This window comes from Planktomarina temperata RCA23 (assembly GCF_000738435.1).
Taxonomy (GTDB): Bacteria; Pseudomonadota; Alphaproteobacteria; order Rhodobacterales; family Rhodobacteraceae; genus Planktomarina; species Planktomarina temperata.
The window spans coordinates 188,385-214,125 of record NZ_CP003984.1; the positions used below are offsets into that span (position 1 = coordinate 188,385).

Consider the following 25,741-nt stretch of genomic DNA (forward strand, 5'->3'; position numbering starts at 1 on the left):
CAAGCGGGCACTCCGCGGGGATGGGCTCTGGGCGCTTTTACCCTTGCAAAGCTTTCACACCCACATCGCCCTCTGCATGGGCTTTGATGGCGAAAGCGGCGGCATGGCTGCCGGCCAAGGTGGTGAAATAGGGAATTTTGTCCATCAAGGCCGCCGCCCGCATGCTGCGACTATCATCTACGGCCTGTGCGCCTTCGGTCGTGTTCAAGATGAGGGCGATGTCGCCATCTTTGATTTGATCCACAATATTTGGGCGGCCTTCATAGACCTTATTGACCACGGTGCTGGTGATCCCAGCCTCAGCAAGAAAAGCCGCGGTTCCAGCGGTGGCGGTCAGGCTGAGGCCCATATCCGCCAAACAGGCGGCCGCTTCGATCAACATCGGCCCTTTGTCGTCATCCTTGATGGATAGGAAGACTTTGCCAGCGGTGGGCAATAATGTACCTGCGCCCAATTGTGCCTTGTAAAAGGCGCGGTGGAATTTGCTGTCAAATCCCATGACCTCGCCCGTGGAGCGCATTTCTGGCCCAAGCAGCGTATCGACACCGGGGAAGCGTGCGAAGGGCAGAACCGCCTCTTTCACCGCAAAGCCTTTGATGCTGGCGGGATCCACCAGGTCGAAATTGCTCAAGGGTTCACCGGCCATAATTCTGGCAGCAATAGCTGCAATCGGGCTGCGCACGGCTTTGGCCACGAAGGGTACGGTGCGGCTGGCGCGCGGGTTGACCTCAATCAGGTAAATTTCACCATCCTTGACCGCGAATTGCACATTCATCAAACCGACAACATTCAAGGCCAGCGCCAAGGCTTCGGTTTGCTGTTTCAATTGGTCAATTATGTCTTGCGATAAAGAGTAGGGCGGCAAAGAGCAGGCGCTGTCACCCGAATGCACGCCGGCCTCTTCGATATGCTGCATGATGCCGGCAACATGTACATGCGTGCCGTCGCAAAGCGCGTCCACATCAATCTCAACCGCACCCGAGAGGTAGCTGTCGAGCAGCACCGGACTATCGCCCGAGACCACAACGGCTTCAGAAATATAGCGTTCAAGATTGGCTTGATCGCGGACAATTTCCATCGCGCGACCGCCCAAGACATAGGACGGGCGAATGACCAGCGGGAAACCGATTTGGGCCGCCATTGCCAGAGCTTCAGCGTCAGAATGGGCAATGCCATTCTTGGGCTGTTTGAGCTTGAGGGTATTGACCAGCTCTTGGAAGCGTTCGCGGTCTTCGGCCAGGTCGATTGCATCGGGTGTGGTGCCCAAGATTGGGATGCCTGCTTCCTCGAGGGCATTGGCCAGCTTCAGCGGTGTTTGCCCGCCGAACTGCACAATCACACCATGCAGCGTGCCGTTCTCTTGCTCGACACGCAAGATTTCCATCACATGCTCATAGGTCAGAGGCTCAAAATACAGGCGGTCTGACGTATCGTAATCTGTGCTCACGGTTTCAGGATTGCAGTTGACCATAATGGTCTCATAGCCCTGATCTGTGAGAGAATAGCAGGCGTGGCAGCAGCAATAGTCAAATTCAATGCCTTGACCAATGCGGTTAGGTCCGCCGCCCAGTATCACCACTTTTTTGCGGTCAGAGGGCCGTGCTTCGCATTCGGTTGAGCCCATCGCTGGGGCTTCATAGGTGGAATACATATAGGGGGTTTGCGCTTCAAATTCGGCTGCGCAGGTGTCGATGCGCTTGAAGGAGGCAACAACACCAAGCGCTTGCCGCGCTTCGCGGATGTCTGTCTCTGTGCGGCCTGTTAAAATCGCCAGACGGCCATCGGTGAAGCCCATCATTTTAACGCGGCGGATCCCCTGTTCATCACGGGGCAGACCTTCGGCCTTGATGACGGTTTCCATCTCAATGATTTCGCGAATGCGCGCCAAGAACCACGGATCAAAGCGGGTGATACTGTGCAGCTCGTCGTCGGAAAATCCGAAGCGCATCGCATGACCAATGACCCGCATCCGATCTGGAGACTGGATCGCAAGTTCGCGGGTCAGGGCCTTGTCGATGGCCATTTGAGCGTCAGGGTTTTGGCCCACTAAGATTCCGTCACGCAAGACCAGATCATCTTCGCCGGGCATGCCGTCGATCTCGACCTCATCAAAACCAGTCAGGCCAGTTTCCATAGAAGCCAGCGCCTTTTGCACCGACTCGTGAAAACTGCGCCCGATGGCCATGGCCTCGCCAACAGATTTCATCGCTGTGGAGAGCACCGCTTGAGATCCTGGAAATTTTTCGAATGCAAAGCGTGGAATTTTTGTGACCACATAATCGATGGAGGGCTCAAAGCTGGCTGGGGTGACTTTGGTGATGTCATTGTCCAACTCATCCAGCGTATAGCCAACCGCCAATTTCGCTGCGACTTTCGCAATTGGAAATCCAGTTGCCTTGGAGGCGAGCGCCGATGAGCGTGACACGCGCGGGTTCATCTCGATGACCACCATCCGGCCATCTTCTGGGTTCACAGCCCACTGCACATTCGAGCCACCGGTTTCAACGCCAATCTCGCGCAATACGGCAATGCTGGCGTTGCGCATGATTTGATATTCTTTATCGGTTAACGTGAGGGCAGGGGCGACTGTGATGCTATCGCCGGTATGCACCCCCATCGGGTCCACATTCTCAATAGAGCAGACGATGATTGCATTGTCGGCGGTGTCGCGCACCACTTCCATTTCATATTCTTTCCAACCCAAGAGGCTTTCATCAATCAAGATTTGGCTGACTGGGGAAGCGTCCAGGCCGGTTTTGCAAAAATGCTCGTAGTCCTCTCGGTTATACGCCACGCCGCCGCCTGTCCCGCCCAATGTAAAGGCCGGGCGAATAATCGCGGGTAGGCCGATGTCATCAAGCGCGGCCATACATTCTTCCATCGTCTCAGCGATGGTGGCGCGTGGATTTTCAAGGCCAAGCCGATCCATGGCTTCGCGAAAGAGTTTGCGGTCTTCGGCCATTTCAATCGCCGGGCGCTTGGCGCCAATCATCTCTACGCCAAACTTGTCCAAGACGCCCATTTCCTCAAGCGCAAGCGAGGTGTTCAGGCCGGTCTGTCCACCCATCGTCGGCAGCAGCGCGTCGGGGCGCTCAATCTCAATGATCTTTGCGACGGTCTCAGGTGTGATGGGTTCGATGTAGGTGGCATCGGCCATGTCCGGATCGGTCATGATGGTGGCAGGATTTGAATTGACCAAAATCACGCGGTAGCCTTCTTCGCGCAGTGCCTTGCAGGCCTGGGCACCGGAGTAATCGAACTCACAGGCTTGACCGATGACGATGGGGCCCGCTCCAATAATCATAATGGATTTAATGTCAGTTCTCTTCGGCATGAATCTATCCTTCAGTGTCGGGCGCAAACTGTCCTGCCTTATAGGGAAGGCGGTCATGGGTGCAAGGGGCTTTGTGATATTCAAGGCCAGTTTGCGACGCCCAGAGTCCGAGATTGCCACAAGCCGGTCGTGCCGCGCCCTAGGGCAGGGGCAATTCGGTTGTATCTTTCAGCTCTTCCATGACGAAGCTGGCACTGACATCTGCCAATTCGATACGCGAAATAAGACGCTGATAAAGATCATCATAGGCTTGCACGTCGCGAACCCGGGCTTTGATCAAATAGTCTTGATGACCCGAAGTGCGATAGGCCGCTTGTACCTGCGGCAGGCTGCGAATGACCTTCGTGAATTGATCTGCCCAATCTTTGCTGTGGCTACGCACAGAGATTGACACAAAGACAGTAAGACCAAGCCCAATCTTTTGCGCATCCAGAAGCGCCACACGCGCCTTCAAAAGGCCACTATCTTGCAGGCGCTTGACCCGCCGCCAAACCGCATTGCGTGACAGGTGGACCGCTTCGGACAATTCCTCCAAGGATTGCGCAGAATTACGTTGCATTTGTTGCAATATAGCGCGGTCATAATCATCATATGTTACGAATTTATCTGACATTGCGAAATTTTATCACAGTAAATGGACATAACAAAGAAAATTTGGGAAAAAAGTTGAGCGCGGATGGTTTACACTGTCATCAGGATTTTTTGGAGCTTTGACATGACCCCTTCACCGAATTATTTTAACGCGCATTTGAGAGAGGTTGACGAGAGCTACGGGCGGCATTTTCTGCACGCGGGCTATTACTTTGTGATGCTCTTGGCGGCTGCGATCTGTGCTCTGATCCATGCGATCCTACCCTTTTTATTTGAAAAGACCTCCAGCCAAATTATCCTCAAGCTCTACACCAAAATGACGGCCAGAAAGCTGTTTGACGCGCAATCTTCCTCTCAGGGCTGAATTTTTACCCTGGGCAGGGCAGAAATCCGCGGATTGGCTTGACTTTACGCGCCTGTCGGGATGTATCAGCGCGACCGCTTGAAGGAGCCTGACCCATGCATGCCTATCGCAGCCACACCTGTGCCGACTTGACCATCAAAAATGTTGGCGAGACCATTCGCCTTTCGGGATGGGTGCATCGCGTGCGCGACCATGGCGGTTTGCTCTTCATCGATCTGCGCGATCATTATGGGATGACACAGGTGCTTTGTGACCCGGACAGCCCGGTGTTCAAAGAGGTGGAAAAACTGCGTAGCGAATGGTGCATTCGGATTGATGGCACGGTCAAAGCCCGCGACGCGGAATTGGTGAACCCCAAAATTCCAACCGGAGAGATTGAGGTGTTCATCCGCGACCTTGAGGTTTTGGGCGCTGCGGAGGAGCTGCCCTTGATGGTGTTTGGCGAGCAAGAATATCCCGAAGAGACACGGTTGAAGTATCGCTATCTCGATTTGCGCCGGGAGAAGCTGCAAAAGAACATGAAAATGCGCTCCGATGTTGTCGCCTCGATGCGCCGCCGGATGTGGGATCAAGGGTTTCGCGAGTTTCAAACGCCGATCATCACCGCCTCTAGCCCCGAGGGCGCGCGGGACTTTTTGGTGCCATCGCGCTTGCACCCGGGTAAATTTTACGCGCTGCCACAAGCGCCGCAGCAGTTCAAACAGCTGATTATGGTCTCGGGCTATGATAAATACTTTCAGATCGCCCCGTGTTTTCGCGATGAAGATCCCCGCGCGGATCGCTCGCCAACAGATTTCTATCAGCTTGATTTAGAAATGTCTTTTGTCGATCAGCAAGATATTTTTGACACAATACAACCTGTCTTGACCGGCGTATTCGAAGAGTTTGGCGGCGGTCGCAAAGTGGATCAAACATGGGAGCAAATCAGCTATCGTGATGCGGCCCTTTGGTATGGCAGCGACAAACCAGATCTGCGCAACCCGATTAGGATGCAAGTGGTTTCTGAGTATTTTGCTGGCTCTGGTTTTGCCATTTTCGCAAAGCTCTTGGAGCAAGAGGGCACGGAAATTCGCGCTATTCCTGCTCCGAAAGGTGGCAGCAGAAAATTCTGTGACCGCATGAATGCTTTTGCCCAAAAAGAAGGTCTGCCTGGCATGGGCTATATCTTCTGGCGCGACCAAGGCGAAGGCATGGAGGCCGCAGGGCCTTTGGCCAAAAACATAGGTCCCGAACGTACAGAGGCCATTCGCCAGCAATTGGGGCTTGGCGTCGGCGATGCGGCATTCTTCTTGGGCGGTAAACCGAAAGCCTTTGAAGGGGTTGCTGGTAAGGCGAGGATGGTGATTGGCGATGAATTGGGCTTGACGGATAAAGAGCGTTTCGCCTTTGCCTGGATCGTTGATTTCCCGATCTATGAGAAAGATGCCGAAACCGGCAAGATTGATTTTGAACACAATCCATTTTCGATGCCACAAGGCGGCATGGAGGCGCTTGAGGGTGATCCTTTGCAGGTGTTGGGTTATCAATATGATCTGGCCTGCAATGGCTATGAGCTGCTCAGCGGTGCGATTCGGAATCACCGCCCAGAGATCATGTTCAAAGCCTTTGAAATTGCTGGTTATGGCAAGGAAGAGGTTGAAAAGCGGTTCGGCGGCATGGTCAATGCCTTCCAATACGGGGCCCCGCCGCACGGTGGTTGTGCCGCTGGCATCGACCGAATTGTGATGCTCTTGGCTGACGAGGCAAATATTCGCGAAGTGATCATGTTCCCGATGAATCAGCGGGCAGAAGATCTGATGATGGCCGCCCCGTCTGAACCAATGAATGAGCAACTACGGGAATTGTCGCTTCGGGTTATCGCTCCGGAATAACGCTTATCGGTTAGGGCCGGCTGGATGGGCGCGGGTGGCTTGCGCCCTCTGGCCCCCTCAGACCGCTATTTTCTCGGCCAAAAAATCCGTCAAGGCAGCGCGGAGATCGGATCTGTTCTGCGTGGTGGAATATCGCTCGGCTGCTTGTTCCAGCGTAGGATCTGAGGCGGTCCGGGCCACGCCAGAGATAAAGGCCGCAAGATATCCCGATTGCGCGTCCTCCTTGTCGTTTTTGTTGAGCAATTCCAACGCATGGTTCAAATCCTCCTGCAGGGCCCGTTGGTCCGCCTCAAATGCCAAATCTGGCAAGAGACGAATGTCCATTGGGCGACGATGATTTGGGAGATTCATCAAGATTGCACTTTGAAATCCGGCAATGGAATTGAGGGGCTTTTCGATGAAGCTATCCGCGCCGGCCTTCATCGCAGCGGTGGCGCGGCTTGGATCTGCGGAAAGACCAATGATTGTCTAGGTGCGCGGAGTGGCTTGCGCCAGCTCTGAGATCAGCTCAGCACCATCCCCATCTGGCAGGCCCATATCAACAATGGCCACATCCGGACGATAAATTCTAAGGTGCCTCCGCGCGCTCTCCATACAGTCAGCGCGTCTTAATCGTGCGCCAGAGGTGATGCACATCAAGCGCACGGCCTCGCCCGCCGTGAGGCTGTCTTCCACCAACAGCACCATCAACCCATGCAATGGTCTCCGGCTGGTGGGTTTGAGTGAATGTAATGTGTTCGACATCCCGGTCATGATCGCCCCCTTATTTTCAGATCATGGCCCCGTTTTGCGCTCAAAGACTCTAATGCTTGGTTAATGCAGCTTGCCTTATTTGGGGGTACGGCCTTACAAGACGGAAAACAGGAGATGAAAATGATTGGACGGCTGAATCACGTGGCGATTGCAGTGCCTGATTTGCAGGCGGCTGCGGCACAATATGAATCAACTTTGGGTGCAAAAGTTGGCCCGCCACAAGATGAACCCGATCACGGTGTGACGGTTGTTTTCATCGAGTTGCCAAACACAAAGATTGAGCTGCTGTTCCCGCTGGGTGAGGGCTCTCCGATCCAGAATTTCTTGGATAAAAACCCGTCTGGCGGCATTCATCACATCTGTTATGAGGTAGACGACATCCTGGAGGCACGCGCGCAATTGCAAAGCCAGGGAGCGCGGGTATTGGGCAGCGGTGAGCCAAAAATTGGCGCCCACGGCAAGCCCGTGCTCTTTTTGCATCCCAAGGACTTCACGGGGTGCCTCATCGAGCTAGAACAAGTCTAAGTTTAGATAAATTATCAGGGAATTCTCATGCCGATCACCTCTGCGCTCGTACTTTTTGCCGTCATTTGGTTTTTGACCTTATTCATTGTCTTGCCGCTGCGCTTGCAGACTCAAGGGGATGTCGGGGAAATCGAACCCGGCACCCATGCGGGCAGCCCTGAAAATCCACAAATGAAAAAGCGTTTCATGGTGACAACCGTTGTCGCCCTGGTGATTTGGGCAGTTGTTGCGGGAACGATCATCAGCGGCGTGATTTCAGTGCGCGACATTGACTGGTTCAACCGGATGGCCACGCCCGAAGTCTCTCGAACTGATGGGTGAAGGTGGCAGCGCCTAGAATCGGGATAAAGAGGCCCACCAGCGGAATACTCATAGGAATAGCCATCAAGATCCCAGCGGTCCAAATGGAGCCCTGATGACGCTGGTACAGCTCTTGCGCCTGCGCGCGCGGCATCCGGCGCATGGCGGCCATTTGAAAATATTCCCGGCCCATAAGATAGCCATTGGTGGCCCAAAACACGAAGGGCGCCAAGAGTGGTAAAATCATCGATAGGATCAATGCGCCGATATTGGCGAGCAGTAAAATTCCCAAAAAACGGATGCCGACCAGAATTTGATCTTGCAGCTTGGTGGCCGTCTGTTTCGGAAGATGCGGATAGTGCCGCGCCTCAACCGCCTGCGCCACCTCATCGAGAAACAATGCGATAATCGCTGAGGTCACGGGAACCATCAACCAAATTGACAGCGCGATGGTGAACAAGACACCGCCGATATTGATCAGCGCGCCCAGCCAACTTTGATCGCCGATCAGGTTAGCCGCCCAGGCTGAGGACAACAGTTGGTTGATGCCAAAGTTTACCAACAGGCAAGCGGCGATCAGCAGCGCAATGGTAAGCCCCATTCCGCGCCACAGCACGCGGCGAAATTTCGGGTCGTCAAATTGAGCGACAGATTTAAGAAAATCTGATAAAATCATTCATGAATCCATTGGGTTATAGCGGCAACATCAGGACGCGGACGGTCGGGCATTTGAGCCGGGCCGGTCCCGATGTGAACAATTCCGGCGACATGTTCATGCGGTGCAAGTGCCAAACCTTCGGTGCAGAACTCCCGGTTGTGCGAGGCCCAACCAGAAAGCCAATTGGCGCCCCAACCGCTGGCCAAAGCTGCGTTCAGCAGCGATAGGCAGACAGCACCGGCAGAATAGGTTTGTTCGATTTGTGGAAACTTGTCGCAGGGTTTCGGACTGGCAACGACCACGACGGCCAATTGCCCGGTTTCAAACTGCTGGCTTGCTTTGTCTGCATCAACCACTTCTGGTCCGGCGGCCGCAGCCAAGTTGCGGGCCAACACGCCCAGGCGGCGCAATGCGGCTTGCTCAAGAACAATGAACCGCCAAGGCTCCAACTTGCCATGATCTGGCGTGCGTGCAGCGACGCAAAGGAGCGCCTCAAGCGTGTCTCTGTCAGGAACTGGCGCGGTTAACACTTTCGCTGGGCGAGAGCGGCGGGTTTTCAAAAAGGTCAATGCATCTGTCATGCGCTATGATGTGGGGCATTGCTGGGCGTTTCGCAAGGGTGGGCGGTGATTTAGGGTGCATGGAATGCGGCCAAATCATCGACATATGTGGCGAGGAACTTAGCAAACTGGCCACGCGGCTGGCGCTTGGCGAAAGTCTCCTCAAAGGGATCAGGAGCTTCAATCGTGCTGTCGGCCAAGGTGGAGATGGTGGCATGGCCGCAAAAGGGGACGTAGACCTCTGAATACCCGCCCTCATGCACCAAAACCAAACGGCCGTCACAGAGCTCCGCCGCGCTCGCTTTGATGGCAGCTGTCATGGCGCTGAAGGTCTGGGCTGTGGCAAACATGCGGGACAAGGGATCAATGGCTGCGGCATCATAGCCACAAGCCACAACGATCAAATCTGGTCTGAACCGTTCTAAGGCAGGCTGAACGATACGCTTCATAACCTGCATATAGGTGGCATGGCCCGCTCCGGGCGGCAGGGGGATGTTGATATTGCTTTTATCCACGCCGCGGGTATCGGCGTCTCCGCTGTCTAGTGGATAATTTCTTTCTTGATGGATTGAGAGGGTTAGAACGGCTGGGTCGTCGATGTAAATCGCCTCTGTTCCGTTCCCGTGATGCACATCCCAATCCAAAACGGCCACTTTCAAATCCGGCTGCTGGCTGCGGGCGGCCTCGATCGCCACAGCGATATTGGCCAAAAGGCAAAATCCATTTGGCCAATCTGGCAAGCAATGATGCCCCGGAGGGCGCGACAGAGCATAGGCATTGCGCACACGCCCTGCCATCACATCCGCCACCGCCCGGCAGGCGAGACCCGTGGACAGCGCCGCCTGCTCATAGCCGCCATGACCGAAAGGCACGCGGAGGCCAAGCTCGCCGCCGCTTCCCTTTGAGGCCTCCTCAAAAGCGTCGAGATAGGCGCTGGGGTGCACCCGTAATAGCGCTTCGCGACTGGCCATATCCGCACTCTGGCTGGCGAGGGTCTGGGTCAGCCCGGTGACGTCCATCAGATTTTTCAACCGGCGCTTGGTTTCGGGATTTTCCGGAATGCCGCCAGCCGCGAGGGGTTGCACCAAGCCGCCCACGGGCTGGGTGAAGGCATAATTGCCGCCAGAAAACCAAAAACAGCGCTCATCCCAATAAAATCCGGTGGTCATCTGCGGCTCTTTCTCAGTTAAGGTTCGGCCCTTTGGTAGACGCCTTCGGGCAAGTCCAGCGCAGCGGCAAGGTCGCGGGCTTGGTTCATAGAGAGTGTGATCTTGTGCATACGGTCGCGGGCGGCGTCCCATTGCTCAATGACAATTCGGTCCTCATAGGACTTGATACACACATCTTCCAAAAGAGCCCCGACCGTGTCATCGATCAAAGTGATAGAGGTGGCTTCAAAGCCATGTTCAATGGTAAACATATGCTAACATTAATCAGATTTACTCACGGCGCAAGGGACAAGCGTTGCGGGCAATTTCTCGCCTGAGTGGACGGATCAAAGGGTTGGTTTGCAGCGGTTTTATGGGTAAGCTGCCCAAGAGGTTTAAGGAGAGCGGAATGCGGATCATTCCCCTGATAGTGTTGTTGGTTCTGGCTGGATGCACACTCAAGCCAGTGGCGCAATCTCCTGTGGAGGGGGCCGATGAGCCGCGCGTATTGAAGGCCGAGGATGTGCCTGAGCGTTTTGCCGTGGCCATGCGCCGGATGCGGCCGGTGGTGCGTGAGACTTGCAGGACCACCAGCCCAGATTTGAATTGCGACTTTTTAATCGCTATTGATCCAAGTCCCGACAGCGCGCCCAATGCGTTTCAAACGGTGAATGAAGAGGGGCAGCCTATCTTGGCATTTACCCTGACCCTGCTGGAAGATATGTACAATGCCGATGAGGTGGCCTTTGTCATCGGTCACGAGGGGGCCCATCATATTTTGCGGCATTTGGAGCGGCAAGATCAATTGGCGCGCGGCGGGGCCACGCTCTTTGAGGTGCTGGCGGCGGCCTTGGGCGGCTCCAATCGATCGGTCGATGCGGCCTCTGAAATTGGCGAGGCGGTGGGCCGGCGCAATTATTCAAAAACCTTTGAGCTTGAGGCGGACCGCCTCGGCGCGCAGATGACGCAGAAAGCGGGTTTTGATGCGGTGCGTGGTGCGGCCTATTTCACGCGCATTCCAGATGCGGGCAATCGGTTCTTTGGCACTCACCCGCGCAACGCAGATCGGATTGCCGGGGTGAAGGCGGCGGTGGCCGAGCTATGACCGGACGCGCCGCCCTGACCCTTGCCCCAGGGGCGTGATTGTGAGGAAATTGGGCGTGATCCTCAGCGACCGCGGCTCGAAATATGCGGTCTCAGGCTGCCGGGTTGCAGATCGGGCACAGGTTGATGCGGCGCTCCGAGATCTCAAGCGGGACAAGAAATATGCCAAGGCGACCCATAACAGCTGGGGCGTTCTGCTCGATGGGGTGCCGCTGAAGTCAGATGATGGAGAAAGCGGCGCCGGGATGGTCATTCTGCGCATGTTGGAGCGGGCCGAGTGAAGCGGTGAGCTGATCATCGTGACCCGCTGGTACGGTGGCAAACACCTCGGCGGCGACCGCTTCCGCCATGTGCAAGAGGCAACGCGCCTATACCTAGATCATCCCGCATCCTAAGGCTTGGCGGCTGGGTTATGCAAAGGTCTTTCAGAGGAATGATCGGGACGGTTCTTTTGGAAATTTAGCGCAAAGGCCTTGGCAAAATTTGCATGTTTTAAAGACCTCTGCACAATGCCATTTCAACATGAAATGAGGGCAGCGCCTGCCGGGGGGCAGGCAGGCGCTGCCCGGTGTTGCCACCGGGCAAAGTGCTTTTGGCTTGGCGGCTGCGTTATGCAGAGGCTATGTTTAAGAAACAATCCGGCCCCAGAGGTCATAGGCGCCCGCCTCGTCAACCTCGACCGTCACAATGTCGCCGGGCGCCAGGGCTTCTGTGCCTTCGTCGATAAATAGATTGCCGTCGATCTCGGGCGCGTCGGCCTTGGTGCGGCAGGTGGCGATGCCCTCCGCGTCCAGCTCATCGACGATAACCTCCATATGTTGGCCCAGTTTGGCCGCCAGTTTGGCCTCGGAAATGGCCTGCGCCTTTTCCATAAACCGGTCCCAGCGGTCCTGCTTGATCTCCTCGGAGACATGATCGGGCAGATCATTGGAGCGGGCACCGGCGACATTCTCATATTGAAAGCACCCAACGCGGTCGAGCTGTGCCTCATCCATCCAATCCAGCAGGGTTTGGAATTCGGCTTCCGTCTCGCCAGGGTAGCCAACAATGAAGGTCGACCGCAGGGTGATCTCTGGGCAATCCTTGCGCCAGGCAGCAATCTCATCGAGCGTTTTGGACGCTGCGGCGGGGCGGGCCATGCGTTTGAGCACATCGGGATGGGCGTGTTGAAAGGGAATGTCGAGATAGGGCAGGATCAACCCCTCGGCCATCAGCGGGATCAAATGGCGCACATGCGGGTAGGGGTAGACATAATGCAGCCGCACCCAAGCGCCCAATTGCCCCAGTTCGCGGGCCAGATCGGTGATATGCGGGCGCAGATCGCCCTCGGCTGTCGTTTTAATATCAATGCCATAGGCGCTGGTGTCTTGGGAGATCACCAAGAGTTCGCGCACACCAGCTTCAACCAATTTCTCCGCCTCCCGCAGGATCGCACGCGGCGGGCGGCTGACCAATTTGCCGCGCATATCGGGAATGATGCAAAATTTGCACTTATGATTGCAGCCCTCGGAGATTTTCAAATAGCTGTAGTGCCGCGGGGTGAGAGAGACGCCGGAGGCGGGCAGAAGATCCACGAAAGGATCAGGCGCGGGCGGCACGGCGGCATGGACGGCATCCAAAACCTGCTCATATTGATGCGGGCCGGTGACGGCCAAAACGCGTGGATGCGCGCCGGTGATATACTCCGGATTGGCCCCCAAACAGCCGGTGACAATCACCTTGCCGTTTTGATGCAGCGCCTCACCAATCGCCTCAAGACTTTCCGCCTTGGCGCTGTCGAGAAAGCCGCAGGTGTTGACAATGACCGCCTCTGCGCCGGCGTAATCGGGGCTGATGGCATAGCCCTCCGCGCGCAGGCGGGTCAAAATGCGCTCGCTGTCGACCAAAGCCTTGGGACAGCCCAGCGATACCATGCCGATGGTCGGCTGGCCCGGGCGCGGGGTTTCAATCCGCGCTTTGGGCGCGAGGTCAGGGCGGAGGTGGGGAGGATTCTGTGCCATAGCGCCGCTATAGCAGAGATTGCACAGATGTGTAGATGGCAGATTGCCGAGCCTATATCCCGCCAATGGCCCAAGCGAAGGCCTCAAAACCCCAAAGCACGGCGTTGACGATCGCGCCGTGGTCATGGGTGATGACGAAGGTAAAGATCCAGATCGGACACCAAAGCGCGATGGTGATCATGGCGCAAATACATATGCCGGAGAGGAGGGCCGCTTGCCCGCTCTGCTCGCCGCGCTCCAAAAGACCGGCCACAAAATTGCGCACCCCTGCAGGGTATTGCAGCCCTAGGGTGAGCACCGCGACAGAGAGATGCAATAGGGTGGGTATGAGCGTGGAAAACAGCGTCACCATCAACCAGATATAATCGCCGGGCGCCCTGCGCATATCGGCAAAAAGCTGCGTCAAATCCACAAGCGGCACCCCATCGGCCGGGACAACAAAGGTGACAAAGGCGATGAGCGTGCATCCCAAGGCAAAGAAAATGGCAATCCCGCCCAGCCCGTCCAAAACCGCCGGCCAAGCCGCCCGCTTTTGCTCAAGCCCCAGGCGGAGCAGGTAGCGGGTCAAACCAACAGAGGCGAAATCAAAAACCGCGTTGACCAGCGGCAGGACGCCCATGGTCAACATGAAGAAAACCGCCTGGTTACGCTGGCCCGCACCAAAATCATCCGGCATTTTGATCGCCACGATCAAAAGGGCCACCAAAACGCCGCAAAAGAGTAAGCGCCGGGCCATCGGGCGGGAAGAGCGCTCCTCTGCGCCTGCGACTGTGCCTGCGCTTGTGGCTGCGACTACGAATGCGACTGCGCCTACGCCTGCGACTGCGCCTGCGAATGCGACGGGGCCTGTGAATGCGACTGTGCCTGCGCCTACGCTTGCGACTGCGACTGTGCCTGCGACTGCGATATTTCCTGGCACAGCAAAGCCATCAGCGAAAATTAATCCCAAGAGCAAAATCCCGGTGGCGAGGATAACCAATGTCCAGCGCCATCGGGATTTTGACGCTCCGGAAAAAAGGTAAACAAGGACCGACGATCCCAGCCAGACCGCGGTAAATATCCGCGCCTGCGGCGGGCTGGCGGCCATCACCTCCTGACCGCCAAAATCAATCGCAGAGCCGCAGAGCAATTGGATTGTGATGGCCAAAATGGGATAGGCAAGGGCGAGGGCCATGGTGGCGTTGAGCAGGCCATAGCTCCAAGCCTTTTGCGCCGGGCCTTGCGGCGCCTCATGGGCGGAGAGCCGGGAGTCGAGCCAATTCAACCCTTTGCGCATCACCGAACGGTAGCGTTCCGCCGGGCGATCGTGGCGCAGCAGATCACGCCAATATGCGCGATCACTTGGGTTATCTGCGGTGTTGCGAAGTGCCGGTATGAACATCAAAACCATGAGACAGACAATCGGCCCGCCGAGCGCCCAGTTTTGGCGCAGGCTCCAATCCAACAGCTTTAAAACAATTTCCACGGCATCCCCGCGCTCAAAATTTTCTTTTCAGAATATCAAGAGGCTGGGGGATTTCAAGGGGGCTGGCTTACCGGCGGCGGTCGCGGCGGCTGGACATGGGTTGGAAGGCCACCCCGACATGCGCTTCGCAATAGGGTTTTCCGGCCTTCACCGCCAGACCGCAGAACCAAAAATCCTCTGTCGCCGGATCACCGACCGGCCATTTGCAGGTTTTCTCGGTCAATTCCATCAAGCTGATCTTCTTGGCGATCTTTTCCACTTCACTGACCTTGGCCAGAGCTTCCGGGCTGATCTCATTGGCCGAAGGCTGCGGCGGCAGAGGCTGGCCGGCAGGAATGATCTTGCGCACCGCCGGCGGGGTGACCCGCATGGTTTCGGGCGCAGGCGCGGCCGGTTGTGGCGGCGCGGCTGGTGTTGTGGGCGCGGCGGGCTTTGCCTTGGCCTGCGTCTTGGCCTTTTCCTTGGCGGCCGGCTTGGCCGTGGTCGAGGTCACACGGTTGGACAGGCCCAAACGGTGCACTTTGCCGATCACCGCATTGCGGGTCACGCCGCCCAATTCCTTGGCGATCACACTGGCCGATTGACCCTCGCCCCACATTTTTTTCAGAACTTCGACGCGTTCATCAGTCCAGGACATCACGCCCCCCCTTGAATTTCGTAGCAATAACGGGTGATACCCATGCAGCGTCCTACTTTAGGCTCAACTGAGGCTAAGGACAACCACCCAAGTGGAGATAAACTGTGGCAAATGTTTCTCAATTCGGCGTCAGACGCTTTGGACGGGTCAATTGGCTGGGCCTTTGGACGCTCATTCGCCGCGAAAATATGCGCTATTTGACGATTTGGCAGCAGACAATTTTTGCACCATTGATCACGGCAGGTTTGTTTCTATTGGTTTTTTCCATTGCTATCGGACCGGGTCGCTCGGATGTCATGGGGTTTGATTATGTCAGCTTTCTGGCACCGGGTTTGTTGATGATGACGGTGATACAAAATTCTTTTGCCAATACCTCCTCTTCCATGCTTTCGGCGAAAGTCATGGGCTCCATTGTCGACACGCTGATGCCGCCCCTGTCGCCTTTGGAGATGACCGTGGGATTCTTGGCGGGCGGAATTGGTCGCGGATTGGTGATTGGTGCGGTGCTCTGTCTGTCGATGGGGCTGAGCCTCGGCATTTGGGTTGCCCACCCGCTTTGGACATTGGCTTTTTTGGTTTTGGGCGGGATGTTCATGGGCGCGCTGGGGCTTTTGGGCAGCATCTATGCCTATAAGTTTGACCAGATGGCCGCGATTTCAAATTTTGTGATCACACCCTTGGCCTTCTTGTCGGGGACCTTCTATTCGATCCAAGCTTTGCCCTCAATGATGCAGCCACTGATCCATGCGAACCCGATGTTCTATATCATCGACGGCGGCCGTTACAGTGTTTTGGGGGTTTCCGATGGCAGCCCATGGATGGCTTTGGCCGTGATTTGCGGTGCCAATATCTGTGCGGTTGGTTTGGCCTGGTTTTGGTTGGCGCGGGGCTATCGGTTGAAATCTTAAAGGGATTTGCCGCAGCGGATATTTGGACTTTTCATGGCCGGGGGGCTTTGGTATGGTAAGGGCATGAAAACGATGATTGAAATCACCTTGCGACGCCGACGTCGCTGATATGACCGCTGCACCGCGGCCGGCCCCTCGTGTTTCTGCGCTCCCATGCGTGTTTCTCAATTTTGGTTTTCTCACTCCCTCCTCGTTAGAAAGGCTTTCCGATGATCCCTTCGATTCTGCCCACCTATAATCGCGCTCCGTTTTCGTTTGTCTCTGGCTCAGGCAGCTGGTTGACCAGCGATGACGGTCGGCGATTTTTGGATTTGGGCGCTGGGATTGCGGTCAACAGCCTGGGACATGCGCATCCGAAACTGGTGGCGGCGCTGACGGCGCAAGCGGGTCAATTGTGGCATACGTCCAATTTGTACCATATTCCCGCGCAACACAAACTCGCCGATCAGCTGGTGGATCTGACCTTTGCCGATACCGTGTTTTTTACCAACTCTGGGACGGAGTCCTGTGAATTGGCCGTGAAAATGGCGCGCAAATATTTCTATGACAAGGGTCAGCCAGAGCGCGTGGAAATTATTGCATTTGAGGGGGCGTTTCATGGGCGCTCCTCCGCAGGGATTGCAGCTGCTGGTGCGGAGAAGCTGACGAAAGGCTTTGGGCCCTTGCTGCCCGGTTTCGTGCAATTGCCATTTGCAGATCACGACGCGCTGCATGCGGCAGTCAATGAAAAGACCGCCGCCATATTGATCGAGCCGATCCAGGGGGAGGGCGGTATCCGCCCTGTGCCGGATCATTGTTTGAAAGGCCTGCGCGATTTTTGTGACAGCCACGGGATCTTGCTGATTTTCGATGAGGTGCAATGCGGTGTGGGACGGACAGGGAAGTTGTTTGCCCATGAGTGGGCAGGGATTGATCCCGATATTATGATGGTGGCCAAGGGTCTTGGTGGGGGCTTCCCCATCGGGGCGGTTTTGGCGAATGAAGAGGCTGCAAGCGGAATGGGGGCAGGGACACATGGCTCGACCTATGGTGGCAATCCCTTGGGTTGTGCGGTGGCAAGTGCTGTCTTGGATGAGGTGGCTGCTCCTGAATTTCTGGCAGAGGTGAGCCGCAAAGCTGGGGCGCTGCGCCAAGGTCTTGAAGGCCTGGTCGCGCAATATCCTGATGTGTTTGAGGGCGTGACGGGCGCGGGGTTGATGCTGGGTCTGAAATGCAAGGCGAGCAATATGGATGTGGTCACAGCCGGATATGACTGCGAGGTGTTGACCGTCCCTGCGGCCGAAAACGTCGTGCGTGTGCTTCCGGCGTTGACTATTTCAAACGCGGAGATTGCTCAGGCGCTGGAGCGGTTGGAGACGGCGGCGCAAACGGTTCAATCTGCGCAATGACCAGCGTGGCTTTTCACATTTCGGCGGATGGTGCAGCACTGCACGCCGCCAGCCTATAGGACAGTTTAAAGATGCAGAATTTTCTCGATATTGATCAGGTTGATCCCCAAAATTTGCGTGGCATTTTGGATGAGGCCGCGCGGATCAAGACGGCGCGTGCCGGCCTGTCCAAAGGCATGTTGGATGCTGAACGGCCACTTGAGGGCAAGATGGTGGCGTTGATTTTTGAAAAGCCATCCACGCGCACCCGCGTGAGCTTTGATCTTGGCGTGCGGCAGATGGGTGGGCAGACCATGGTTTTGTCCGGCAGCGAAATGCAGCTGGGCCATGGGGAAACCATCGCGGATACGGCGCGGGTTTTGAGCCGCTATGTGGACATGATCATGATCCGCACTTTTGAGGAGGCAACCCTGCTGGAAATGGCCGATTATGCCAGTGTTCCGGTGATCAATGGGCTGACCAACCGCAGCCATCCATGCCAAATCATGGCCGATATCTTGACGTTTGAAGAGCATCGCGGCTCTATTCGGGGCAAGCGCGTGGTCTGGACGGGTGATGGTAACAACGTTTGTGCAAGCTTCATCCATGCGGCCGGGCAATTTGGCTTTGATTTCGTTTTTGCCGGCCCAGCGACGCTGGATCCCGAGGCGGAATTTGTTGAGAAGGCGCGGGCCAAAGGTGTGAAGATCGAGATCCAGCGGGACGTCAACGAAGCGGTGCGCGGCGCGGATCTGTTGGTGACGGACACTTGGATCTCTATGCACGACAGCCAAACCGCACGCGAGCGGCGCCACAATCAATTGCGCCCCTATCAGGTTGATGATGCGTTGATGGCGCAGGCCAAGCCGGATGCTCTTTTCATGCATTGCTTGCCCGCACACCGCAACGAAGAGGTCACCAGCTCTGTCATGGATGGGCCGCATTCGGTGGTCTTCGATGAGGCTGAAAACCGGTTGCATGCGCAAAAAGCGATTATGCGCTGGTGTCTAGACTAAACAGGCCGCTTGGGGCATGATTTTAGGTAAAGTCGCTGCTTGGCTCTGGTTGTTTGCGGATTAAGGGTTAAGGAGAGAGGGACGTTTCTCATAGAGTGATCTTTCATGTCCTTAAATATTGGATGTTTGGTTCGAAGATTTGATTGGATGGGGCGATGGCGCGCGCCAGCGCCTCTGGATTGGTTGGAGCGCCAAGGGTTTTCTGCCCAGTCCGAACAGGTTGATGAGGCGCATCCCGATTACTTCCAAGACTCTCATCACATGGTTGTATTCTCACAGAAGAGCCAAGAGATTTGGCTGGGTCTCGGTATGAGTCATCTTTTCAATAAACTGTGCCAATCCCAAGATCTTAAGGGCTTAGGCGAGGGTGTTGCCATGGTCGCGGATGATGCGCATGGCTATTACGGCCTTCAGGAGTTTGCACAGGGCGAGGCCGGTTGGGGCGCGCAGGTGACAACTGCGCCGGCCAGCATGTGGATGCGCCCTCCCTCAGACAGGACCGCAAGCCCCCAGCGCGCCAAGGCTATCGCCTCGGTTGCAGATCTTTTGGGCGCGCGGGTCTCAGTCATCGAAGCCTGCGCGACAGCACAGGGCGAGGATGCGGCTTGTGGCATTGCATGGCATGGGCAGATGCAAGATTGGGTCTTGGCGGTGATGGGGTCTGATGGGAAGACTTATCAACAAATTGATTATTCAAATTTTTTGCCAACTGGAACTTTATTTGAGGCGGTCGACCCTCCCGGTGGTTGGCCGCGCTATTGGCGGCAAGGGGATCTGTTTGCCGCGATGCAAGATCATTTGAGCCGCGCCTGGTGTGGCGTCGGGTTGAGTGAGTTTACGCTCAATCATCCAATGCTGCGGGGCCCCTGCCTCGTGATTGAATTGACCGCGGATAAATAACACAAGTGCTTCGGCGCTGGAGGTGAAGATGACACAGGCACATATTGGTGTGATTGGGGTTGGAACGATGGGTTCGGCACTGGCGTTGAACTTCGCCGAGAAGGGCCAAGATGTCGCTCTTTGGAACCTTGAGCTGAGCGCGGTTGATCGGCTGATCGCCTCCGCTGGGGGCCTGGCCGCTCGTTTGCAGCGCTGCGAGACCCTGGCCGATCTGGTGGCGGCTCTGCCTGCGCCGCGCGCCATTGTCCTAATGATCCCGGCGGGCGCGCCGGTGGATCAAACGATTGCTGCGCTTCGGCCTTTGTTATCCGCGGGCGATACCATCATTGATGGCGGCAATTCAGATTTTCGCGATACGATGATCCGAACGACAACTCTGGAAAAAGCGGGGCTGTCCTATTTGGGGATTGGTGTGTCTGGCGGCGCTGAGGGCGCACGGCGGGGGCCGTCCATGATGGTGGGAGGTACAAGCTCTAGCTACAGCCGTATGGCGCCTATTCTGGAGGCTATTGCAGCGCGCTATGACGGGGATCCCTGCGTGGCGCATTTGGGACCGGATGGGGCTGGGCATTTTGTAAAAACGGTTCATAACGGCATCGAATACGCCGATATGCAGATGATCGCCGAGGTTTACGGCATGATGCGCGATGGCGAAGGTCTGGCAGCCAGCGATATCGCGCCGGTCTTTCGCAGCTGGAACCGTGGCCCGCTGGAAAGCTATCTTATCGAAGTCACCGCAGAGGTCTTGGGGACCAAAGATCCGCAGACCGGTGATGACATGGTGGATTTAATCGTGGACCAAGCCGGGCAAAAAGGCACCGGCCGTTGGACCGTGATTGAAGCGCTGCGCATGGGGCAAGCGGTGAGCATCATTGAGGCGGCGGTTGGCGCCCGGGTCATGAGCGCGCAAAAATCCACCCGCAAGCGCGCCGCCAGAGTGCTGGTGCCGGCGGGCACGGATACGATGAGTCCAGTCGCAGAGCATGATTTGCAATCTGCCTTAATCGTTGGGCGCGTTTTGGCCTATGCGCAGGGGTTCGAGATTTTGGCCGCCGGATCCAAAGAATTCAATTGGTCATTAGATTTTGCCCGCATCGCAGAGATTTGGCGGGCTGGCTGTATCATCCGTTCGGCCATGTTAGACGACATTGCCACAGCATTCCGCAGTCCGCGCCCGGCGGGGCATTTGGTGCTGTCCGACCATTTCATCCCGCTGCTGACCACCCATATCGCAGGGCTGCGCCGGGTGGTCTCTGCCGCTGCGCTCAAAGGGCTGCCTGTGCCGGCATTGGCAGCGGCTTTGAGTTGGTTTGACATGATCCGCCAAGAACGCGGAACCTCGGATTTGATCCAAGCACAACGCGATTACTTCGGGGCCCATTCCTTTGAACGTGTTGATGCAGACGGGTCGCATCATGGCCCGTGGCATTCGGGCTGACAGCTCAGCGCTTGCGGGGCTTGGCGCGTAGGGTCGGGTCCGCTTGGGTGGGATCTTCGGGCCAGGGGTGTTTGGGATATTGCGCCCGCATATCTTTGCGCACATCTGCATAGCTTCCGGTCCAAAAGCCAGGGATATCTGTGGTCACTTGGATTGGTCGATGTGCCGGAGACAGCAAGGTCACCTTTAGCGGGTGATCGCCGATCATAGGATGGCGGGTTTGGCCAAATATTTCTTGAATACGCAGTTCAATTGCCGGGCTGTCGCCACTGTAATCAATCGTGATTTTTCGGCCCAGCGGCGTGGTGAAATGCGCCGGCGCAATTTTTTCAAGCTGGCGCAGAGCCGCCCAGCCAATATAGGCTTCTAGGGCTGGCAGCGGGTCAAACGCTTTCCAATCTTGCTCTGTTGTCAGCCCCGTCAGATAGGGGGCTAGCCATTCTGGTGCGGCTTCGAGCAGGGCTGTATCTGACAAATCGGGAAATTGCCCGGGTGGTGCGGCCGCCACGCGGGCTTGTAAGAGCCGGGCGGCTTTCGGCAGGCGCAGACCCATCTGTTGCACGCCCTCCACCATAGCCGCCGCCAGTGCTTCGCTGGGTGCATCCCGCCAAACCTCTTGCGTAAGCGACAGGGCACCCAGCATTTCACTGCGATTAGCAATGACCCGGCGGTGGCGTTTGGACCAGTGGCAAAGGGTCTCCCATGTGATTTGATCGGCAAAAACCTCCCGCAGCTCTGCCTCACTGAGCGCCAGGGCCCTGCGGATTTTAGGGTCTGGACCCGTGCTAAAATGCGGATTTCCCAAATCTGAAATGACCAAATATCGCGCATTGGCCAAGGAATCATCTCTGGCCAAAACTGCGCCCTTCCCCCCGGCCATGATGTAGCGTGGCTGCGGGCCGGGGCGACGCTGGGCGACACGTTCGGGATAGGCCAGCGCCAAGCATTGCGCTGGGCTTAACGCGATCTCGCGCGTGCCTTTCGGCGCCAGTCTGCTGAGGCGTTTGGCCTCCTGCTTGATCCGGTCAAGCGCGCTGTGATCGCGAATGGGGCCGGCCTGTTCTTTGTTGCCGGTGGGCCTGGTCAGCGCTGTAAGGGCAGGTGTGAGATCGCAATTTTGGGTCGAGAGAATGTCTCGATCCGATAGAAGTGCGGCCAGCGGCGCGGCGCGGGGTCCCGCTTGCAGCAGCATTTGCGCCAAACGCGGATGCAGCGGCAACTTGGCAAGCGCCGCCCCATGGGGCGTGAGGCGACCGTCTGACAGCGCGCCAAGCTGACCAAGCAAGGCCTTCGCCTGGGCCCAAGGGCCTGGTGCGGGCGGTGTGAGAAAGGCCAAATCCTCTGGCCCGGAGCCCCATTGCGCCAGCTCAAGCGCCAGCGGGGCCAGATCGGAAATTGCAATTTCAGGTGGCGCGAAGGCGGGCATAGCCCCTTCTTCGGCCCGCGCCCACATGCGATAGCAGCGCCCGGCGGCAACGCGCCCTGCACGCCCGGCGCGCTGGGTGGCTTCGGCCTTGCTGACCCGTTCGGTGACCAGCCTTTGCAGACCCTTTTCAGGGTCATACCGGGCCCTGCGTGCGCGGCCGCAATCCACCACAACTCGAACATCTTGGATGGTTAGGGAGGTCTCGGCAATGGCGGTTGCCAAAACGATCTTGCGCAGATTTTTCCGGGCCTCAGGCCGGATGGCCAGCTGCTGCTCGGCAAATGGCAGGTTTCCCAAAAGAGGCCGCAGAACGCAATTTTTGGGCAGGTGATCTTGCAGTGCAGCTTTGGTGCGGCGAATTTCAGCCTCGCCGGGCAAGAACACCAAGATCCCACCCTCTGTATCGGCCACGGCCTGTAGGATCAGGCTGCGGGCTTGCGCTTCAAAGGACAGGTCTTTGGGCGCTGGGCGCGGCAGATAGGTCAGCTCCACGGGAAAACTGCGTCCGGCGCTCGTGACGATTGGGGCGTCATCGAGCAGGGCCGCTACGGGCGCGGCGTCCAGTGTGGCCGACATGACCACGAGCCAGAGGTCTTCTCGCAGAGTCTCGCGCAACTCCCATGCCAGGGCCAGCCCAAGATCGGCAGCCAAGGAGCGTTCATGAAATTCATCAAAGAGAATGGCGCCGACGCCGGGCAGCTCTGGGTCCGCCTGTATCATGCGGGTGAGAATGCCCTCTGTGAGCACTTCAATGCGGGTATTGGGGCCGATTTTGGATTGCCCGCGGATGCGATATCCCACGGTTTCACCCAATTTTTCACCCAGCGTATCTGCCATGCGTTCTGCGGCGGCTCGCGCGGCCAAGCGCCGGGGTTCGAGCATCAGAATTTTGCCGGGGCACTGTCCCGACTCTAAGATGACCAAGGGGGTGCGTGTGGTTTTGCCAGCCCCCGGCGGGGCCTGCAAAACCACCCGACCAGACTGTGTCAAACAGTCCAGCACTTGCGGCAGGACCGCATCTATCGGCAGAGCAAACTTCACCCCGCCCTTATCGGCGAGAAAATCTCGCGCGTCCACGGTTGGTTTGCGGTTGGTTTGTGGCGGATGCGTTTTGACATGCGAGAGTTTTGGGGGGATAAATTGCATCGCGCCGGGCCTTTGCATTTGCGCAGCGGCCCGGTAGATGGTCAATTCAAACAATTATGTCCGCAGTTAGAGTGCCGGACAGCGCCCCGGAGGACTGATGAGCAAAGCAGAATTCGCACCAGAGGCGACCGCCCGTTTGATAGAGCAGGGCAATCGGCGGGCTCTGGCGCGGGCGATCACTTTGGTGGAGAGTGCCCATCCTGATCATCGGCAGCAAGCCATGGCTTTACTCGCAGCTCTGCTTAAGGATCGGCAAGCCATTCGCATTGGATTGTCAGGCACGCCGGGTGTTGGCAAATCCACTTTTATTGAGAGCTTTGGGCTGCACTTGGTGGGGAGCGGTCTTAAGGTTGCCGTTTTGGCGGTCGATCCCTCCTCTGCGCGGTCGGGTGGATCTATTTTGGGCGATAAAACCCGTATGGATCAGCTCTCGCGCCATCCTGGCGCCTATATTCGCCCCTCACCCAGCCAGACCCATTTGGGTGGTGTGGCCCGGCGCACCCGAGAGGCCACGAGCCTATGCGAGGCCGCTGGGTTTGATGTGGTGCTGATTGAAACCGTAGGCGTCGGGCAATCGGAGACGATGGTGGCTGAAATGGCGGATCTATTTGTGCTGCTGCTCGCACCGGCCGGCGGAGATGAGCTTCAGGGGGTGAAGCGCGGAATCATGGAGATGGCCGATTTGATTTTGATCAATAAGGCCGACGGCGATCTCAAATCAGCCGCTACACGCACCTGCGCCGATTATGCTGGCGCGCTGCGTTTGCTGCGCAAGCGGTCACAAGATTCTGAGGACTTCCCCAAGGCGCTGACCGTATCTGCCTTGGAGGGCGCGGGGCTGCGGCAAAGTTGGGAGGAGATGCAGGCCTTGGTGGCTTGGCGCCGTGAGAAGGGTGTTTGGGCTCGCACAAGAGCGTCGCAAAATGCCTTTTGGTTCAATGCGGAATTGCGCCACGCGCTGTTGACGCGGCTTGAACATGATCCAGAGGCCGCAGAGGCCTCACGGCAGTTGCAACAGGCTATTCACGCGGGGGACATCGCACCCTCCCTGGCGGCCGAGCGAGTGGTGGATATCTTCTTGCGGCCCAAAGCCTAGACGGGCTATCGATTCGGGGGTCTGGCTAGATTTTGGGAATGTTTGAGGTGATATTTCCAACATTAATCGTGAAAAGCCTAAAAACCGCTGTTAAAGCGCAGCGGAAGACGGCAAGAAGGCTTGACCTCGCATTGGGATACTCCTAAACCCCGGCAACGAGTTTTCACCCGAGGCCATTTGGCGCGGGTTTTCAATATCTGAATAAGGACGCATAAGATGGCACGCCGCTGCGAACTGACGGGCAAAGGCCCAATGAGTGGAAACAATGTAAGCCACGCCAAAAACCGCACACGTCGTCGGTTTTTGCCAAACTTGAACGAGCTGACTTTGCATTCCGATGCTTTGGGTCGTGCGTTCAAGCTGCGCATTTCTTCAGCTGCTCTGCGCACTGTGGATCATCGCGGTGGCTTGGATGCTTTCCTTGCTAAGGCTAAAGACACAGACTTGTCTGACACAGCGCTGAAAATCAAAAAAGATATCGCCAAGGCACAGGCAACCGCCTAAGCTCTGCGATCGATGTGATTACGAAAAGCTCCGCCTGTGCGGGGTTTTTTGCGTTTTGCAGGCCGCCTGATGGGCGCAATCGGGCAGAGCTGTCGAATAGGAGTAGCTTCGAGGGGCTTTTGATACAGGCAATTGATTTTAAGTTAGTATCGTGTAGATTTCCTGTATTAATATTGCTGGATTTTAGCATGAACCCATTTTTGAAAGTTCCAACTCGCTATTGGTTTTTATCCTGCATGGGTGCCTTGTGGTTCGCCATGGGGGCCTTGGACTATGTGATGATCTCCTACAAAATTCCCGCCTATATGCAAGCTATGCCGGAAGATCTGCGCTATTGGTTTGACCGGCGACCGGTGTGGTTCACCGGCGTTTGGGCTATAAGCGTTTGGTCTGCACTGCTCGGATCTTTTTTATTACTGCTGCGGCGCAGGCAGGCGCTGCGCCTCTTTGTTCTGGCGCTGGTAGGGTTTATTATTGCGGCGCTTTGGGCCTATTTGTCTGAGGCGGCCAATATGGCGCATATGCAATCTACAATAACTCATATTTTCAATGGGTTAATTCTATTTTCACTGGTATATTTTATATTTTTCTGCCGGCGATACATTCAGACGGGTGTTTTGCGTTAGACGG

25 protein-coding genes and 1 pseudogene are annotated in these 25,741 nt (G+C 56.6%); 14 read left to right on the forward strand and 12 right to left on the reverse strand.

The features are described 5' to 3' along the window. Nucleotides 1-37 precede the first annotated feature (37 nt). On the reverse strand, nt 38-3,334 hold the full coding sequence (gene carB, locus RCA23_RS00855) for a carbamoyl-phosphate synthase large subunit (protein ID WP_044048636.1): 3,297 nt from the start codon (nt 3,332-3,334) through the stop codon (nt 38-40). Nucleotides 3,335-3,473: 139 nt separating this feature from the next. Next, nucleotides 3,474-3,947 carry an Lrp/AsnC family transcriptional regulator gene (locus tag RCA23_RS00860; protein ID WP_044048637.1) on the reverse strand — a complete coding sequence of 158 codons (474 nt, stop codon included), beginning with the start codon at nt 3,945-3,947 and terminating at the stop codon, nt 3,474-3,476. 102 nt (nt 3,948-4,049) lie between these two features. Between RCA23_RS00860 and RCA23_RS00865 the strand changes: the two genes are divergently transcribed. Beyond that, entirely contained in the window at nt 4,050-4,289 is a 240-nt protein-coding gene (locus RCA23_RS00865; RefSeq protein ID WP_044051156.1) for a DUF6356 family protein, read from the forward strand. Between the two features lie 95 nt (nt 4,290-4,384). Continuing rightward, nucleotides 4,385-6,160 carry an aspartate--tRNA ligase gene (aspS, locus tag RCA23_RS00870; RefSeq protein ID WP_044048638.1) on the forward strand — a complete coding sequence of 592 codons (1,776 nt, stop codon included), beginning with the start codon at nt 4,385-4,387 and terminating at the stop codon, nt 6,158-6,160. A gap of 57 nt (nt 6,161-6,217) precedes the next feature. Here aspS and RCA23_RS15860 read toward each other — a convergent pair whose 3' ends face one another. Then, nucleotides 6,218-6,484 carry a hypothetical protein gene (locus RCA23_RS15860; protein ID WP_169701294.1) on the reverse strand — a complete coding sequence of 89 codons (267 nt, stop codon included), beginning with the start codon at nt 6,482-6,484 and terminating at the stop codon, nt 6,218-6,220. A 144-nt stretch (nt 6,485-6,628) separates the two neighbouring features. Beyond that, nucleotides 6,629-6,913 (reverse strand): response regulator, encoded by a 285-nt coding sequence (locus RCA23_RS15865; RefSeq protein ID WP_052376960.1) that lies wholly within the window; start codon nt 6,911-6,913, stop codon nt 6,629-6,631. A 120-nt stretch (nt 6,914-7,033) separates the two neighbouring features. Here RCA23_RS15865 and mce point away from each other — a divergent pair, with 120 nt between their 5' ends. After that, entirely contained in the window at nt 7,034-7,438 is a 405-nt protein-coding gene (mce, locus tag RCA23_RS00880; protein ID WP_044051157.1) for a methylmalonyl-CoA epimerase, read from the forward strand. 27 nt (nt 7,439-7,465) lie between these two features. Then, nucleotides 7,466-7,759 carry a DUF1467 family protein gene (locus tag RCA23_RS00885; protein WP_044048639.1) on the forward strand — a complete coding sequence of 98 codons (294 nt, stop codon included), beginning with the start codon at nt 7,466-7,468 and terminating at the stop codon, nt 7,757-7,759. Here RCA23_RS00885 and RCA23_RS00890 read toward each other — a convergent pair. From RCA23_RS00890 to RCA23_RS00905, 4 genes are read right to left on the reverse strand one after another with little or no spacing between them, the layout of a single operon-like run. Continuing rightward, complete coding sequence (locus tag RCA23_RS00890; protein ID WP_044048640.1) at nt 7,716-8,414, reverse strand: EI24 domain-containing protein; 699 nt, start codon at nt 8,412-8,414, stop codon at nt 7,716-7,718. The two genes, RCA23_RS00885 and RCA23_RS00890, sit on opposite strands and share 44 nt — an antisense overlap. Continuing rightward, nucleotides 8,411-8,977: a nitroreductase family protein gene (locus RCA23_RS00895; RefSeq protein ID WP_044048641.1), complete on the reverse strand. Its 567-nt coding sequence runs from the start codon at nt 8,975-8,977 to the stop codon at nt 8,411-8,413. The genes RCA23_RS00890 and RCA23_RS00895 overlap by 4 nt, the downstream gene beginning before the upstream one ends. Before the next feature lie 50 nt (nt 8,978-9,027). Beyond that, nucleotides 9,028-10,125, reverse strand: coding sequence for a class II histone deacetylase (locus RCA23_RS00900; protein WP_044048642.1), 1,098 nt, complete (start codon nt 10,123-10,125; stop codon nt 9,028-9,030). A gap of 17 nt (nt 10,126-10,142) precedes the next feature. Beyond that, the gene (locus RCA23_RS00905; protein ID WP_044048643.1) at nt 10,143-10,376 is read right to left on the reverse strand and encodes a hypothetical protein; all 234 of its coding nucleotides are present in this window, start codon (nt 10,374-10,376) and stop codon (nt 10,143-10,145) included. A 137-nt stretch (nt 10,377-10,513) separates the two neighbouring features. On the opposite strand from RCA23_RS00905, the gene RCA23_RS00910 reads away from it, so the two are divergent. After that, nucleotides 10,514-11,209 (forward strand): M48 family metallopeptidase, encoded by a 696-nt coding sequence (locus RCA23_RS00910; RefSeq protein WP_044048644.1) that lies wholly within the window; start codon nt 10,514-10,516, stop codon nt 11,207-11,209. Between the two features lie 40 nt (nt 11,210-11,249). Further along, nucleotides 11,250-11,603, forward strand: a pseudogene (locus tag RCA23_RS00915) (YigZ family protein). Nucleotides 11,604-11,834: 231 nt separating this feature from the next. On the opposite strand, the gene rimO reads toward RCA23_RS00915, so the two are convergent. From rimO to RCA23_RS00930, 3 genes are all read right to left on the reverse strand, one after another. Then, nucleotides 11,835-13,208: a 30S ribosomal protein S12 methylthiotransferase RimO gene (gene rimO / locus RCA23_RS00920; protein ID WP_044048645.1), complete on the reverse strand. Its 1,374-nt coding sequence runs from the start codon at nt 13,206-13,208 to the stop codon at nt 11,835-11,837. Between the two features lie 52 nt (nt 13,209-13,260). Continuing rightward, a complete protein-coding gene (locus tag RCA23_RS00925; protein WP_044048646.1) occupies nt 13,261-14,673 on the reverse strand; it encodes a hypothetical protein in 1,413 nt (470 codons plus the stop codon). Nucleotides 14,674-14,740: 67 nt separating this feature from the next. Continuing rightward, nucleotides 14,741-15,310, reverse strand: coding sequence for a GcrA family cell cycle regulator (locus RCA23_RS00930; RefSeq protein WP_044048647.1), 570 nt, complete (start codon nt 15,308-15,310; stop codon nt 14,741-14,743). A gap of 104 nt (nt 15,311-15,414) precedes the next feature. Here RCA23_RS00930 and RCA23_RS00935 point away from each other — a divergent pair, with 104 nt between their 5' ends. The 5 genes from RCA23_RS00935 to gndA all read left to right on the forward strand — a co-directional run bounded on the left by RCA23_RS00935 (nt 15,415) and on the right by gndA (nt 20,939). Continuing rightward, nucleotides 15,415-16,218, forward strand: a complete 804-nt coding sequence (locus RCA23_RS00935; RefSeq protein WP_044048648.1) for an ABC transporter permease — start codon at nt 15,415-15,417, stop codon at nt 16,216-16,218. Nucleotides 16,219-16,427: 209 nt separating this feature from the next. Continuing rightward, nucleotides 16,428-17,606 carry an aspartate aminotransferase family protein gene (locus RCA23_RS00940; protein ID WP_044048649.1) on the forward strand — a complete coding sequence of 393 codons (1,179 nt, stop codon included), beginning with the start codon at nt 16,428-16,430 and terminating at the stop codon, nt 17,604-17,606. 71 nt (nt 17,607-17,677) lie between these two features. Continuing rightward, nucleotides 17,678-18,601 carry an ornithine carbamoyltransferase gene (argF, locus tag RCA23_RS00945; protein WP_044048650.1) on the forward strand — a complete coding sequence of 308 codons (924 nt, stop codon included), beginning with the start codon at nt 17,678-17,680 and terminating at the stop codon, nt 18,599-18,601. A 105-nt stretch (nt 18,602-18,706) separates the two neighbouring features. Further along, entirely contained in the window at nt 18,707-19,501 is a 795-nt protein-coding gene (locus RCA23_RS00950; protein ID WP_044048651.1) for a hypothetical protein, read from the forward strand. A 28-nt stretch (nt 19,502-19,529) separates the two neighbouring features. Continuing rightward, nucleotides 19,530-20,939, forward strand: a complete 1,410-nt coding sequence (gene gndA / locus RCA23_RS00955) for an NADP-dependent phosphogluconate dehydrogenase (RefSeq protein ID WP_044048652.1) — start codon at nt 19,530-19,532, stop codon at nt 20,937-20,939. A gap of 4 nt (nt 20,940-20,943) precedes the next feature. Here the strand turns inward: gndA and hrpB are convergent, their stop codons facing one another. Beyond that, nucleotides 20,944-23,511 carry an ATP-dependent helicase HrpB gene (gene hrpB, locus RCA23_RS00960; RefSeq protein ID WP_081870999.1) on the reverse strand — a complete coding sequence of 856 codons (2,568 nt, stop codon included), beginning with the start codon at nt 23,509-23,511 and terminating at the stop codon, nt 20,944-20,946. A gap of 97 nt (nt 23,512-23,608) precedes the next feature. On the opposite strand from hrpB, the gene meaB reads away from it, so the two are divergent. From meaB to RCA23_RS15870, 3 genes are all read left to right on the forward strand, one after another. Next, nucleotides 23,609-24,607, forward strand: coding sequence for a methylmalonyl Co-A mutase-associated GTPase MeaB (meaB, locus tag RCA23_RS00965; RefSeq protein ID WP_044048653.1), 999 nt, complete (start codon nt 23,609-23,611; stop codon nt 24,605-24,607). Nucleotides 24,608-24,823: 216 nt separating this feature from the next. Then, nucleotides 24,824-25,111: a 50S ribosomal protein L28 gene (gene rpmB / locus RCA23_RS00970; RefSeq protein WP_044048654.1), complete on the forward strand. Its 288-nt coding sequence runs from the start codon at nt 24,824-24,826 to the stop codon at nt 25,109-25,111. A 188-nt stretch (nt 25,112-25,299) separates the two neighbouring features. Then, nucleotides 25,300-25,737: a hypothetical protein gene (locus RCA23_RS15870; RefSeq protein WP_169701295.1), complete on the forward strand. Its 438-nt coding sequence runs from the start codon at nt 25,300-25,302 to the stop codon at nt 25,735-25,737. The last annotated feature ends 4 nt before the right edge of the window (nt 25,738-25,741 follow it).

What these genes read in the sequence shown, in the direction of transcription:
- aspS (WP_044048638.1), top strand. Translation starts at nt 4,385, where the DNA reads ATGCATGCCTATCGCAGCCACACCTGTGCCGACTTGACCATCAAAAAT.
- rpmB (WP_044048654.1), top strand. Translation starts at nt 24,824, where the DNA reads ATGGCACGCCGCTGCGAACTGACGGGCAAAGGCCCAATGAGTGGAAAC.
- RCA23_RS00950 (WP_044048651.1), top strand. Translation starts at nt 18,707, where the DNA reads ATGTCCTTAAATATTGGATGTTTGGTTCGAAGATTTGATTGGATGGGG.
- RCA23_RS00905 (WP_044048643.1), bottom strand. Translation starts at nt 10,376, where the DNA reads ATGTTTACCATTGAACATGGCTTTGAAGCCACCTCTATCACTTTGATC.
- argF (WP_044048650.1), top strand. Translation starts at nt 17,678, where the DNA reads ATGCAGAATTTTCTCGATATTGATCAGGTTGATCCCCAAAATTTGCGT.
- mce (WP_044051157.1), top strand. Translation starts at nt 7,034, where the DNA reads ATGATTGGACGGCTGAATCACGTGGCGATTGCAGTGCCTGATTTGCAG.
- RCA23_RS00900 (WP_044048642.1), bottom strand. Translation starts at nt 10,125, where the DNA reads ATGACCACCGGATTTTATTGGGATGAGCGCTGTTTTTGGTTTTCTGGC.
- RCA23_RS00885 (WP_044048639.1), top strand. Translation starts at nt 7,466, where the DNA reads ATGCCGATCACCTCTGCGCTCGTACTTTTTGCCGTCATTTGGTTTTTG.
- RCA23_RS00940 (WP_044048649.1), top strand. Translation starts at nt 16,428, where the DNA reads ATGATCCCTTCGATTCTGCCCACCTATAATCGCGCTCCGTTTTCGTTT.
- RCA23_RS15870 (WP_169701295.1), top strand. Translation starts at nt 25,300, where the DNA reads ATGAACCCATTTTTGAAAGTTCCAACTCGCTATTGGTTTTTATCCTGC.
- RCA23_RS15865 (WP_052376960.1), bottom strand. Translation starts at nt 6,913, where the DNA reads ATGACCGGGATGTCGAACACATTACATTCACTCAAACCCACCAGCCGG.
- rimO (WP_044048645.1), bottom strand. Translation starts at nt 13,208, where the DNA reads ATGGCACAGAATCCTCCCCACCTCCGCCCTGACCTCGCGCCCAAAGCG.
- hrpB (WP_081870999.1), bottom strand. Translation starts at nt 23,511, where the DNA reads ATGCAATTTATCCCCCCAAAACTCTCGCATGTCAAAACGCATCCGCCA.
- meaB (WP_044048653.1), top strand. Translation starts at nt 23,609, where the DNA reads ATGAGCAAAGCAGAATTCGCACCAGAGGCGACCGCCCGTTTGATAGAG.
- gndA (WP_044048652.1), top strand. Translation starts at nt 19,530, where the DNA reads ATGACACAGGCACATATTGGTGTGATTGGGGTTGGAACGATGGGTTCG.
- carB (WP_044048636.1), bottom strand. Translation starts at nt 3,334, where the DNA reads ATGCCGAAGAGAACTGACATTAAATCCATTATGATTATTGGAGCGGGC.
- RCA23_RS00910 (WP_044048644.1), top strand. Translation starts at nt 10,514, where the DNA reads ATGCGGATCATTCCCCTGATAGTGTTGTTGGTTCTGGCTGGATGCACA.
- RCA23_RS00890 (WP_044048640.1), bottom strand. Translation starts at nt 8,414, where the DNA reads ATGATTTTATCAGATTTTCTTAAATCTGTCGCTCAATTTGACGACCCG.
- RCA23_RS00865 (WP_044051156.1), top strand. Translation starts at nt 4,050, where the DNA reads ATGACCCCTTCACCGAATTATTTTAACGCGCATTTGAGAGAGGTTGAC.
- RCA23_RS00895 (WP_044048641.1), bottom strand. Translation starts at nt 8,977, where the DNA reads ATGACAGATGCATTGACCTTTTTGAAAACCCGCCGCTCTCGCCCAGCG.
- RCA23_RS15860 (WP_169701294.1), bottom strand. Translation starts at nt 6,484, where the DNA reads ATGGACATTCGTCTCTTGCCAGATTTGGCATTTGAGGCGGACCAACGG.
- RCA23_RS00930 (WP_044048647.1), bottom strand. Translation starts at nt 15,310, where the DNA reads ATGTCCTGGACTGATGAACGCGTCGAAGTTCTGAAAAAAATGTGGGGC.
- RCA23_RS00860 (WP_044048637.1), bottom strand. Translation starts at nt 3,947, where the DNA reads ATGTCAGATAAATTCGTAACATATGATGATTATGACCGCGCTATATTG.